This is a genomic window from Paraflavitalea pollutisoli (assembly GCF_029360705.1).
In the GTDB taxonomy this organism is placed as follows: Bacteria; Bacteroidota; Bacteroidia; order Chitinophagales; family Chitinophagaceae; genus Paraflavitalea; species Paraflavitalea pollutisoli.
Genome location: NZ_JARKMX010000006.1, coordinates 178,680 through 191,063 on the forward strand (window position 1 = coordinate 178,680; position 12,384 = coordinate 191,063).

Sequence of the window (12,384 nt, forward strand, 5' to 3'; positions counted from 1 at the left end):
ACAATTCTGACTTTATGAGCAAGTTCAATACATATATAAAAGGAAGCATCCTGGCCGGTGGTCTGCTGATGACGCTGCCTGGTTGCAAAGTAGATATCCTGCCCACCGATCGATACACCGAAGGAACCGTGTGGAGTAATCCCGCCAATATGGAATTGTATATGAACGGTATGTACAGTGAATTCAAGACATTCCAGTTTGGCGCCTTCCCCATAGGATATGACAATGCTACCGATGCCTTGTCGGATATTGAGAAATACACTTCCACTGTCGCCGGCAATGGTACGGTCAATATTCTGGCCACCGATGCCTCACGTGTGAATGCAGCTGGCCCCCAACTCAACTATTGGCAATCCGGCTACGCCCGTATCCGCCGCCTCAATGAGTTGCTGGATGGCCTGGCCAAATATGCGAAGGTGGACGAGACCACCAAAAAACAATACGAAGCAGAAGCCCGGTTTATACGTGGCTATGTATACTTCTGGCTGGTAAAGCTGCATGGCAGCGTAGTCATCCTGCAGAACCTGAGCGAGTACGGAGAAAAGAACCGTCAACGTTCTTCCGAAGAGGATTGCTATAAGTTTATCGCGGCCGATCTTCAGTTCGCTGCCGACAACCTGCCCAAAACCTGGGACGCTAGCCGTACCGGTAAGGCGACCAAAGGGGCTGCCTACGCCCTGCTCGCCCGTACCTGGTTGTATGCGGCCTCTATTGCCGACTACGACAAAAAGCAGTTCAATGCCGATGAACTGACTGGTGTGTCGGCTGCCAATGCACAAACCTATTACCAAAATGCCGCCAACGCTGCCAAGGCAGTGGTAGACCTGGCCAATGAAGGGGTATATGCCCTGGAGTCTGATTTTACTTCCATCTTTACCAATAAGAATACGAAGGAGGCTATCTTCAAGATCGACTATGTTGCGCCGCAGCTTACCCACAATTACGACCTGGGCTTCACACCCCCCGGTGATGCCCCCGGTCAAAGCCTGGTGTATGGCGTACCCACTGCCGAACTCGTCAACGAGTTTGAAATGAGTGATGGTTCCAAATTCTCCTGGAACAACGCCACGCAGGCAGCGAACCCTTATACTAACCGCGAGCCGCGCTTCTACGCGTCGATCCTGTACAACGGCGCTGCCTGGAAGAACCGTACGATCAATACTACACCCAGCAACACCACAGAGGGACTCGTTGAATACGCTTCCACCACCGAACCACGCAAAACCGTGACCGGATATTATATCCGCAAAATGCTCAACCCGGTCGTGAATGATTTTGTGGTGAATAAAAGTGTACAAAGCTGGATTGAATTGCGCTATGCGGAAGTACTGCTGATCCAGGCCGAAGCGAAAGCAAAGTTGAATGATATCACTGGTGCGCAGGATGCCCTCAATACCCTGCGCAACAAACGCGGTTTGCCCAATACCTCCGCCAGCACCACGGCACAACTGTTAACGGCTGTGGAACACGAGCGTATCGTAGAGCTGGCTTTCGAAGGCCATCGCTACTGGGACCTGCGCCGTTGGCGCAAAGCGCATACCGTGTTGAACAATGTGCGCTTTACCGGGCACCGGGTCACTGCCAATGCCGGCACCTTCAAGTATGAAGTGGTACAGGCCGACAATGTCAACAGGCAGTTTACCCCAGCGCTTTATTATATTCCGATTCCCTTCTCGGAGTTTCAGAATAACACGGCGCTTACACAAATCAAGGGTTGGTAATTACGCAGGTTGTGGGTGGCTGATCACCTCAGTCACCTACCGACCGCATTCTAAACCGGTAAAACTAATTACATGAAAAATTTTCTCTCCGTCATAATATCCACGGTGGCAGCCGCGGGTGTGTTTTCGGCCTGCCGCAAGGTCGAATCGGTTCCCCGCAAAGAACAAAGTGCTTTAAGCGATATTTACCTCACCATCGATGGTAAAGGCAGCGAACGCCTCTTCGAACCACGTTACAGTACGAACAACGATACCGTCTATTTCGATGTGCCCTGGTTCCTGCCGCCCGATTTCGACGAAGAAGTGGACCTTACTAAAATGATCGTCCGGTCAACCATTCCCACCGATGCTTCCATCGCACCGGCGCTTGGCAAACTGATCGACCTCACCAAACCGTTAGAGCTGACACTGACAGCTGGCAACGGCAATCAGAACAAATATGTGGTAATGGCGAAGAAGGTAGGCGATGTATCGGTTACCAGCGCGACCATCGAATTGATGGTGGATGGATCTATGCAGCAGATAGAAGCGGTGGTCCAGGCCAACGAGATCCTGTTTTATGTATTGCCAGGCACCGATGTATCGAATGCCACGCTGACCTATTCCATCAACAAGCATTCGAAGGCGTCCGTAAACTATGGCGCTTCCGTCAATCTTTCACAAAACGTCCCGTTTACGGTGACGGGTATCGACAATGTGCCCAAGACCTACACCCTCCGGGCGGTAGAACCGGTCAAGCTGAACTATGGTATAGGGATCAACCGGAAACTGTGGACCAAAGCAGGTGCCGAACTTGGTTTCACTGCCAACAATGAAGTGAGCCTGGCAGTAAGTGGTGACAACCTGATCCTGACCCGTCGTACCACGCCGGCTAAATTTGCCGTCTTCAACCGCTTCACCGGAGCGTATATCAAAGATATGTACAACCCGTTCACCGCTACATCGTTCCAGACGATCAGTGATACGGCCGATCATATCCTGGCTTGTTCCTGGGCGCCCAAGAACAGTAAGTTTATCCTGTATCGCTATAACAATGTGGATGATGCAGCACCCGCCAAGCTCATCGAGTGGACCAATAACAACCCGACCGGTATTACCGGCGACGGTGGTGTGGGCAGAAGGGTGAATGTATATGGAGACCTTACCAAAGATGCGGTGATCATGGCGCCCGCAGGCCAGTCGGCTGTTATTTACAGATGGCGTATCGTGAACGGTGTAGCCGTGAGCCAAACGCCAGATGTGATCACGTATAAATCGGTAGCCGGTGGTGCTTCTACCTTCATGGGCTTCTATGCCGAGGCACAGCCGATCGCCACGACGGCCAATGCCGACTACTTTATCAATTACCAGTTTGAAGTAGCGCTGGTGAGCGGTACCACGCACGAGCGCATAGGTGCCCTGGCAGCTATGCCGGGTGTGGTATTCACGATGCCGACTGCTTACAACCGGTTCAACAATGCCAACTACCTGGCCATTGTAAGGTACATGAACACGTATGACCTGAACCAGGTGCAGATGTCGCTCTTCGATGTTACACGTACATCGATGATGAGCCTGGCGCCCACCGATCCCAACTATTCGTCCTTGAATGTATTCAATTCGCAAACCCTGACCGGTACCTCCAATGGTAACGGTACAGCTGATATCGCAGTAGGTTATTCCAATAACCGCGAGCGTATGCAGGTGTATATGTTATTGACGAATGGTGGCATCATGGCCCACGAATTCACCAACTACGCGCCATAATATTACCGGCTGGCAGGTTGCAGGTTCCCCTACAGGTCTGCAGCCTGCCTGCAGCGCCGGTAGGGGACGATCGGTCGATTTTACTTTTATTAAAATAGCTACTCATGAAAAGACTTCTTGTTTACGCCCTGCTGCTCACGACCACGGTGGTCCTGTCGGTAGCTTGTAAAAAGTCGGATGCGCCGGCGCCTCCAACAGGTGGTGGGGGCGATACGACGACGCCCGTGAAGCCCGGCAGGAATGTGATCGCCTGGGTCGATGCGCGCTCCAATGTATTTGGCACCTATGGCCGACTGAACGATACCGCCCAACTCAAGAAAGTACTCGACACGTTGCAACAAAGTGGTGTTACCGGTCTGGTGATCGATTGCAAGGGCAGCTCCGGATATACCATGTACCCCAGTGCCTTTACCAAAGAAGTGCGTTCACTCGATGGCAAGTCGCTGCCGGCCAATGTGGATTATGTAGGATACATGATCCAGGAAAGCCGCAAGCGGGGCTTCAAAGTGTATGCTTCCATCGTGACAATGGTAGAGGGAGATGGTAACCGCCAGATCGGAACGGTGTTCGATGATCCTGCTTTCAGAAGCAAATACGAGAGCATCGTGTGTGATGTGAATGGCAACCGGGTGCCTGTAACGAGTACCGGCCGCAACGCCTTCGTCAATCCGGCACAACCCGCAATACAGGAGCGGGCGCTCAATATTGTCAAAGAGATTGTAGGCAAATACGACATCGACGGTCTTATCCTCGATTATGCGCGCTACACCGATATCGATGCCGACTTCTCCGACTTCAGTAAAGAGCAGTTCATTAAATTCCTGCAAGACAATTACCAGGATGCCGATGCTGCCAGGATGAAGTTTCCCACGGATATTGTTGCCACCTGGCGTACCAGCAGCGGACAAGTATTGCCCGCCACGACTGGTAAGTATTACAAAAAATGGCTGATCTACCGTACCGGCGTCATCAAAGAATTCTTCAAGAAAGCCCGTGCAGCCGTGAAGGCGACCAAACCCAATGTCAATTTTGGGGTGTATGTCGGCGCATGGTATACCACCTACTACCAGGTGGGCGTCAACTGGGCGAGCGAGGAGTATGATCCCTTTAATGACCAGGAGATCCGTTTCGACTGGGCTTATCCCGGATACGGAAAGAATGGGTATGCCGAGCAGCTCGACCTGCTGATGACGGGTAATTATTTTACCCAGATACTATTGTCGGAGAATTCGGCTACCGCCAGCCTGAAATACCACTGGTGGAGCGTAGAGGGATCGATTGCCGGTACCAAATACATCACCGGCAATAAAATGCCGTTGTACGCCAGTATCGATATGGGTAATGTAGACTGGCCCAACAAAGGAGAGATCTCCCGTGCTATCAAGTATATACTCAACAATACCTCCGGTGGTATCATGTTGTTCGACATCGTACACATCTATGCACCTCAGTACAATCGCCTCAAGCAACCGCTTTGGGATGCAGTAAAAGAGGGCATCAAATAATCATGAAGTACCCTTTATCCGTACGGCTATAATGATATCTCCTGCGGGGAAGTGTTCGTGCTTTCCTGCAGGAGTTAACTACTGCTGCATCCCGTCGCACGGGCCCATGAAGCGCTATTGATCCATGCAACGTAACCATAGTTTAGACGCGTTAAGAGGCCTGGCCATACTGGCCATGGTATTGTCGAGCAGTATTGCCTTTGGCATACTGCCTGGTTGGATGTACCATGCACAGACACCACCGCCCGGCCATGTGTTCAATCCCGATATCCCCGGCATTACCTGGGTAGATCTCGTATTTCCCTTCTTCCTGTTCAGTATGGGCGCTGCCATTCCGCTGGCCTTACACAAAAAAGAACAGGCCGGTGTCGGATTCGGTACCATCCTCTTTGCCGCTGCGCGGCGTTATATATTGCTGGTATTCTTCGCGCTGTTTACTGTACATGCGCGCACCAACATGATGACCGGCGAGCCATCACCCATCTATTACCTGCTATCCATCTCCGCTTTTGTATTGCTCTTTTTTCAGTTGTACCAGCCCGCGGGCGGTCGTTATCAAAAACTTTTTACCGTCATCCGGATTTGCGCGTTCGCAGCCGCAGCGTTGATGATGTATTTGTTGCCCTTCAAAGACGGCAACGGCTTTTCCCTGTATCGCAGCGATGTTATTATCATCGTGTTGGGCAATATGGCCTTCTTCGGCACAATCATCTGGTGGTTCACCCGCCACCATGGCTGGATGCGCCTGGTGCTCTTGCTGTTTATCATGGCCATACTGGTGGGAGGCAAAGGGGCAGGCTCCTGGAATGAAGACGTGTTGCAGTGGTCACCAGTGCCCTGGATGTACAAATTCTACTACCTGAAATACCTCTTTATCATATTACCCGGTACGATCGCTGGAGATTGGTTGCTTCAGTATGGGAAGCTACAGCCTGCCGGAACGGAGGTCCCGGTCAACCCGCCTACAGGCCAGATAGCCCTATTATCGTTTTGCCTCATCGTCACCAATGTTATCTTGCTTTTCGGCCGGCACCTGGTGCTCAATCTTATCCTCACGACCGGGCTGTGCTGGCTGGTATACGGATGTCTTCGTCGTCAAAAACAACAACAACCTTTACTAGGGCATTTCTTCCAGGCGGGCACTGGCTTACTGGTACTCGGGTTATTCCTGGAAGCCTGGGAAGGTGGGATCAAAAAAGATCCATCGACGTTTAGTTATTACCTGGTAACCGGCGGACTGGCATTTTTCATGCTCATCGCCCTGTATGGATTTCAGTACACGCGGGCAGGCACGCGCATCGTGTATTACCTGGGGCTTAATGGCCGCAACCCGATGGTGGCTTATGTGACGGGCAATTTACTCTTGCTGCCCTTGCTGAAATGGACGGGCGCGATGAGTATTTACCTGACGATGCAGCAACAGGTGCTGACTGGTTTTATGAGTGGTGTAATATTTACCGGCCTCGTATCACTGATCACCGTATGGTTTACCAGGCGGGGCTGGTACTGGAAAACATGATCGATCACAAAGAAATTATTGCATGTTGCAGGAAAGACGTATCCATAGTATGTTAAGAACCATTGTTGTCATAGGCGGTCTGTGTATAGGCATGGGCAGCAAAGTGCAGGCACAGGCCGTCGACAGCAGTTACCACAATTACCTGTACGATAGCCGGGTGGCTTATTTTCGTCAATTGCCCCCGGTAAAAAAAGCGATCGTATTCTGGGGCGACAGCATTACCGACTGGGGCGATTGGGCCGAATTGCTGCAATTCAAAAAGGCCATCAACCGCGGTATTGCGGGTGACAACACCTACGGACTGCGTGGCCGCCTGGACGAAATAGTGCGGCATGAACCAGCTAAGCTGTTTATTTTGATTGGCACCAATGATATCAACAAGAAGATACCCGTACCTTATATCGTTGCCAATTATAAAAAGATCATCAGGGCTATACGGCAGCAATCGCCGAAAACCGCCTTGTATGTTCAAAGTGTGTTTCCCATCAACAACCAGTTGATTGGTCGCCAGTATTATTCGGGAACCAACGAACAGATCATGGAACTCAACAAAGCCCTAAAGGCCATGGCGGATGAGCAGCGGGTTCCCTTCGTAAACATTTATCCCGATCTGCTCGATGCGCAGCAGCAACTCGATGCCCGGTTCACCTATGATGGTCTGCATTTGTCGGGCCTCGGGTACCAGGCCTGGGTAGCCAGCCTGAAAAGACAACGATTGCTGTAGCCTGCCTTAAACCCATTTCATCATCGACTATATTCTATCATGAATCTTTCCACCGTAGACATTATCATTATCCTGCTGTACCTCGTCGTGATCATAGGCCTGGGATTCTGGATATCCAAGAAGGCATCGAAGAACATTCAATCCTATTTTCTCGGCGACAACAACATCAAGTGGTACTGGCTGGGTTTCAGCAACAGTAGTGGTATGTTTGATGTGAGCGGCACCGCTTTTTATGTAGCCCTGCTCTTTATCTACGGTTTCAAAGCCGCTTGGCTCCCCTGGCTATGGCCCATCTGGAACCAGATCTTCGTGATGGTCTTTTTAGCCATCTGGATACGGCGCAGCAATGCCATGACCGGCGCGGACTGGATCATCAAGCGTTTTGGCGACGACAAAGGTGGCCGTATGGCGCACATGATCGTCGTGATCTTCGCCATTGTCAGTGTGATCGGGTTCATTGGTTATGTATTTGTCGGTATTGGCAAATTCGCCGCGAATATCCTGCCCTGGGATCTTTCCAACGAGTGGCTTACCAGTCAGCAGACCTATGCTTTTATCATCGTAGCGTTGACCACGCTCTATACCGTTAAGGGGGGTATGTACAGTGTGGTGGCCACCGAAGTACTGCAATACGGTATCCTGGTGGTGAGTTGCGTGCTGGTGGTGATCTTCGCCGTGAAGGGCGTAGACTACGACGCCCTGCACCAGCAGCTACCAGAAGGCTGGGCTTCCTTCTGGCCCGATTGGAAACTCGATGTGAACTGGGGCGATTCCTTTACGCAGGCCAATCAGAAAATAGGGGAGGATGGGTTTACCTGGTTTGGTGCGCTCGTACTGATGATGATTGGCAAAGGTATCTTCGCGAGCCTGGCAGGCCCGGTGCCCGGTTTCGATATGCAGCGTATCCTGAGTGCGAAGAAGCCCTGGGAGGCAGCCAAGCTCTCCGGATTTACCAACCTCGTATTGTATATCCCCCTGTTCATGATGGTGAGTGCGCTGACATTGATTGCCTTTACTTCCTTCATGCCGACATTGAAAGGCCAGGAACGACCTGACTTTGAAGTGATCCTGAGTGGGGTAGTAAGCAATTACCTGCCTGCGGGGATCCGGGGTGTAGTGCTGGCTGGTTTGCTGGCCTCCTTCATGAGTGCGTTCTCGGCTTTTGTGAATGCAGCTCCTGCTTATCTCGTTAACGATTTCTACAAAAAATATTATCGCCCCAACGAAAGTCCGCGCCACTATGTAAAATGCAGCTATTTCACCTCCGTGGCCATTATTGTGATCGGGTGCATCTTTGGATTGTTTGCTGACTCACTCAGTTCCCTCACCCTATGGATCTCCTCCGCCCTGTATGGTGGCTATGCAGCCGCCAACGTGCTCAAATGGATCTGGTGGCGGTTCAATGGCTACGGTTATTTCGCTGGCATGGTGGCCGGCCTGGTATCGGCTTCGTTTGTCCCCAAATTGATGGCCTGGCTCGGCAACAACGTTTTTACCGATTACAAAGAACTGTTTGGCAGCGGCATTGGTACGTTGATCTCTTTCTTCATCATTCTCGTATTGTCGATGTCGGCCAGCGTGATCGGTTGTCTGTTGACGCCGGCGGCTTCGAGGAGCGTACTCGAATCCTTTTACGCCAATACCAAACCTTGGGGATTCTGGAAACCAGTACTGCAATGGGTGCAGCAGGAAGATCCTGCTTTTGAACCCAACCGCCAGTTCAAATGGGATATGCTGAATGTACTGATAGGCATCTGCTGGCAAATGAGCATGGTGATCATGCCTGTATTCTTTGTCTTTGGCTATTTCAGCTACGGATTTATGGCCCTGGGTATATGGCTCGTTTGTATGGTAATCCTGAAATTCACCTGGTACGATCGTCTTAAAATCACCGCCGCCTGATATGAAAACAGTGCTTACAGCCGCTTTGCTGACATTCGCTTTACCGGTACTGGCCCAATCGTCCGACAACCCGGATAGTAGTTATGCCAATGGGTACTATGTAGAAAGAGTTAAGTATTTTGATAGCCTGCAACCCGTAAAACGTCCCATCGTGTTCCTGGGCAACAGCATTACCGAAGTGGGCGCCTGGGCTGAAGTGTTATCCGGACTCCCTGTTATCAACAGGGGTATCAGCGGCGACAATTCATGGGGCGTGTATGCCCGGCTGGATCAGGTGCTGAAACTCAAACCCCGCAAGATATTCCTGCTGATCGGGGTCAACGATATCAAGCGGGGCACCAGCATTGATCAGATCGTATACAACTACGAGCGGATTGCGGCCAGGGTCAAAGGATTGGCGCCCCATACGCAATTGTATTTTCAAAGCGTGTTGCCGGTAACCGAGGCCATACTGGCCGATATCTATAAGAAGATCACCAATGCCAGGATCAACGAGCTCAACGAGCGCATGAAAGTCGTGGCTGCCAGATACGGATACCCCTATATCGACCTGCACCCGGTATTTGAAGATGCCCAAGGACAGTTGAAGCGGGAGCAGACGACCGATGGCCTGCACCTCAAACAAGCGGCATACATACAATGGGCGCGTGCACTTAAACAAGGAAAATACCTGTAAAACAAATAATCATGAATAGAAGAACTCCGCAAAAACTAATGCGGTTGACTGCCGGGATCGTGGGGATATCATTGCTGACCTGTACGTTTACAAATACCCAGGCGCAGGAAGCACCCAAAAAGATCGACAGCAGTTACAACAATACCTACTACCAGGGGAGAATGGAGTTGTTCAATACCCTCCCCCTGCAACAGAAGGGGATCGTGTTTCTCGGTAACAGCATTACAGAGCGCGGTAACTGGAGTGAATTACTGCCCGGGCAAAAGATCATGAACCGTGGTATCGGAGGCGACAATACGTTTGGTGTGTTGGCACGCCTTGAGATGGTGGTGAAAGCGCAACCTAAGAAGGTGTTCCTGCTTATCGGCATCAACGACCTCAGCCGCGCCTTGCCCAAAGAAGTCATTCTGCACAATTACGAGCGCATCATCAACTATATACGGACCAATACACCCAGGTCAACCTTGTACATCCAAAGCGTACTGCCTTTGTACGAGCCACTCACCATAGCCGCCTACCTCAAGAACAAGAAGGACAGCATCCTGCAGCTGAACGTAGGCATCAAAGCACTGGCGGATAAATACCAGCTTACTTACATCAATTTGCACGAGATCTTCGCCGATGCAAACGGCGATCTGATCAAAGAATACACGGCAGACGGTATTCACCTGAAACCTGCTGCCTATGTATTGTGGATAGATTATCTGCGCAAAAAGAAGTATCTATGAGGTAGCTGTCTGCCTGGATAGTGAACACATTGACCCAATAAAAATGAAATTATGATGAGATCGATGATCGGGCTATTGCTCGGTGCCTTGCTGACTGGCCAGGTGCAGGCGCAAAAGCCACCGCGCCATACCTACGCCATTAAAGAAAAAGATACGCTATGGATCGATCAGTACAAGGCGACAGTCACCAGCAATGGTATTTCCGTGCTCTTTGTACATGGCGGTGCCTTCACCGGTGGTGATCCGGAAAACCAGCGCCCCATGGCCGATGGTCTTACCAAACTCGGCTACCAGGTATTTGTGATCAAATACCGCCTGTACCTGAAAGGGAAGAGTTTTGGTTGCGAAACGGCCACGCCCGAAAAGTTGAAAGCCATTCGCTATGCAGTGGAAGACACAGACGATGCAACCCGGTACCTGGTGACCAACGCCGGTAAATTACAGGTAGATACCAGCAAACTCATTATCTCCGGCAGCAGTGCCGGTGCAGAAGCGATACTTAACCTGGTATACAATCCTTTCGTACGCCGGAATGATCCCACCTACAAACCCTTCCGGTATGCTGGTGCCATGTCGTTTGCCGGCGCTATACTCGACATCAATAACCTCGATGCGCGACCCGCACTGCCCTTGCTGATGATGCATGGCACCAATGACCAGCTGGTACCGTATGGCACAGCAGCGCATCGTTTCTGTAAGGCCGTGGATGCTGGCTGGATGATCATGTTTGGCGCTCATACGCTGTTTACCGAGCTGCAGCAACGCCATGCGCCCGTAGTATTATATAGCTATGAAGGGAAGGGGCATGAGGTGAGTAACTATATGTTCCGGAAGTTCCAGGAAATGGACGCGTTCATGAAGGCAGCGGTACAAGGATATACCCTCCCGCAAACCCATATTGTTGTAAAGAAAGAAGAATAGATCCGACATGAAAATTACCGGCACTTTTATCGATGAAATCAGTCATGATATACCACATCAGAACTGGGGCGCCCAAGAATGGCGTAAAGATTTTGAACACATGAAGGCGATCGGTATCGATACCGTGATCCTCATTCGCAGCGGCTACCGAAAGTTCATCACCTACCCGTCGGCCTACCTGATGAGGGAGCACCAATGTTACCGTCCACCGGTAGATCTGGTGGAGTTGTTCCTGCAGCTGGCAGACGAGCTGGGTATGCAGTTTTATTTCGGCCTCTACGATAGTGGAAAATACTGGGATACGGGCGATATGCAACACGAGATCGACTGCAACCGCTATGTGATCGATGAAGTGTGGCAACAATATGGCCACCATCCCAGCTTTAAAGGATGGTACCTCAGCATGGAGATCAGTCGCAAGACCAAGGGGGCTACCGATGCATTCAAAACCCTGGGCCTGCAATGTAAAGGTGTCAGCAATAACCTGCCCACCCTCATCTCCCCCTGGATCGATGGCAAGAAAGCGGTGATGGCTGCTACAGCTACCCTTACTAAAGAAGATGCCGTATCACTGCGGGAGCACGAACGGGAGTGGAGTGAGATCTTTGCCAGTTTTCAGGGGGCTGTCGATGCCGTAGCTTTCCAGGACGGGCATATCGACTACCATGAGCTGGATGATTTTTTTGCCGTCAACAAACAGCTGGCTGACCGATATGGTCTGCAATGCTGGACGAATGCCGAAAGCTTTGACCGTGATATGCCGATCAAATTCCTGCCCATCAAATTCGAAAAGCTGCGCCTCAAGCTGGAAGCTGCTGCCCGGGCAGGTTATGATAAGGCGATAACCTTTGAATTCTCCCATTTTATGAGTCCGCAATCTGCCTATCTGCAGGCGGGTCACTTGTATAACCGGTACAAAGAGTACATAGGTGTATAATTAAT

At 51.0% G+C, this 12,384-nt stretch carries 10 protein-coding genes; all 10 read left to right on the forward strand.

Going from position 1 to position 12,384, the window contains the following annotated elements:
• Nucleotides 1-14 precede the first annotated feature (14 nt).
• The 10 genes from P2W70_RS13850 (at nt 15) to P2W70_RS13895 (ending at nt 12,379) form a co-directional block, all read left to right on the forward strand.
• Nucleotides 15-1,721 (forward strand): RagB/SusD family nutrient uptake outer membrane protein, encoded by a 1,707-nt coding sequence (locus tag P2W70_RS13850; protein WP_276482071.1) that lies wholly within the window; start codon nt 15-17, stop codon nt 1,719-1,721.
• Between the two features lie 72 nt (nt 1,722-1,793).
• Nucleotides 1,794-3,467 (forward strand): DUF5018 domain-containing protein, encoded by a 1,674-nt coding sequence (locus tag P2W70_RS13855; protein ID WP_276482072.1) that lies wholly within the window; start codon nt 1,794-1,796, stop codon nt 3,465-3,467.
• Nucleotides 3,468-3,571: 104 nt separating this feature from the next.
• On the forward strand, nt 3,572-4,972 hold the full coding sequence (locus P2W70_RS13860; RefSeq protein ID WP_276482073.1) for an alpha amylase family protein: 1,401 nt from the start codon (nt 3,572-3,574) through the stop codon (nt 4,970-4,972).
• Nucleotides 4,973-5,096: 124 nt separating this feature from the next.
• A complete protein-coding gene (locus P2W70_RS13865; protein WP_276482074.1) occupies nt 5,097-6,491 on the forward strand; it encodes a DUF5009 domain-containing protein in 1,395 nt (464 codons plus the stop codon).
• Nucleotides 6,492-6,540: 49 nt separating this feature from the next.
• Nucleotides 6,541-7,215: a GDSL-type esterase/lipase family protein gene (locus tag P2W70_RS13870; RefSeq protein WP_276482075.1), complete on the forward strand. Its 675-nt coding sequence runs from the start codon at nt 6,541-6,543 to the stop codon at nt 7,213-7,215.
• A gap of 39 nt (nt 7,216-7,254) precedes the next feature.
• Complete coding sequence (locus tag P2W70_RS13875) at nt 7,255-9,117, forward strand: sodium:solute symporter family protein (RefSeq protein WP_276482076.1); 1,863 nt, start codon at nt 7,255-7,257, stop codon at nt 9,115-9,117.
• A gap of 1 nt (nt 9,118) precedes the next feature.
• On the forward strand, nt 9,119-9,793 hold the full coding sequence (locus tag P2W70_RS13880) for a GDSL-type esterase/lipase family protein (protein ID WP_276482077.1): 675 nt from the start codon (nt 9,119-9,121) through the stop codon (nt 9,791-9,793).
• A gap of 11 nt (nt 9,794-9,804) precedes the next feature.
• The gene (locus tag P2W70_RS13885) at nt 9,805-10,521 is read left to right on the forward strand and encodes a GDSL-type esterase/lipase family protein (RefSeq protein WP_276482078.1); all 717 of its coding nucleotides are present in this window, start codon (nt 9,805-9,807) and stop codon (nt 10,519-10,521) included.
• Between the two features lie 51 nt (nt 10,522-10,572).
• A complete protein-coding gene (locus tag P2W70_RS13890) occupies nt 10,573-11,442 on the forward strand; it encodes an alpha/beta hydrolase (RefSeq protein WP_276482079.1) in 870 nt (289 codons plus the stop codon).
• Between the two features lie 7 nt (nt 11,443-11,449).
• Entirely contained in the window at nt 11,450-12,379 is a 930-nt protein-coding gene (locus tag P2W70_RS13895) for a DUF4434 domain-containing protein (protein ID WP_276482080.1), read from the forward strand.
• Nucleotides 12,380-12,384: the final 5 nt, after the last annotated feature.

Excerpts from the sequence above, each read along its gene's own strand:
- P2W70_RS13850 (WP_276482071.1), top strand. The coding sequence starts at position 15 with ATGAGCAAGTTCAATACATATATAAAAGGAAGCATCCTGGCCGGTGGT.
- P2W70_RS13855 (WP_276482072.1), top strand. The coding sequence starts at position 1,794 with ATGAAAAATTTTCTCTCCGTCATAATATCCACGGTGGCAGCCGCGGGT.
- P2W70_RS13860 (WP_276482073.1), top strand. The coding sequence starts at position 3,572 with ATGAAAAGACTTCTTGTTTACGCCCTGCTGCTCACGACCACGGTGGTC.
- P2W70_RS13865 (WP_276482074.1), top strand. The coding sequence starts at position 5,097 with ATGCAACGTAACCATAGTTTAGACGCGTTAAGAGGCCTGGCCATACTG.
- P2W70_RS13870 (WP_276482075.1), top strand. The coding sequence starts at position 6,541 with ATGTTAAGAACCATTGTTGTCATAGGCGGTCTGTGTATAGGCATGGGC.
- P2W70_RS13875 (WP_276482076.1), top strand. The coding sequence starts at position 7,255 with ATGAATCTTTCCACCGTAGACATTATCATTATCCTGCTGTACCTCGTC.
- P2W70_RS13880 (WP_276482077.1), top strand. The coding sequence starts at position 9,119 with ATGAAAACAGTGCTTACAGCCGCTTTGCTGACATTCGCTTTACCGGTA.
- P2W70_RS13885 (WP_276482078.1), top strand. The coding sequence starts at position 9,805 with ATGAATAGAAGAACTCCGCAAAAACTAATGCGGTTGACTGCCGGGATC.
- P2W70_RS13890 (WP_276482079.1), top strand. The coding sequence starts at position 10,573 with ATGATGAGATCGATGATCGGGCTATTGCTCGGTGCCTTGCTGACTGGC.
- P2W70_RS13895 (WP_276482080.1), top strand. The coding sequence starts at position 11,450 with ATGAAAATTACCGGCACTTTTATCGATGAAATCAGTCATGATATACCA.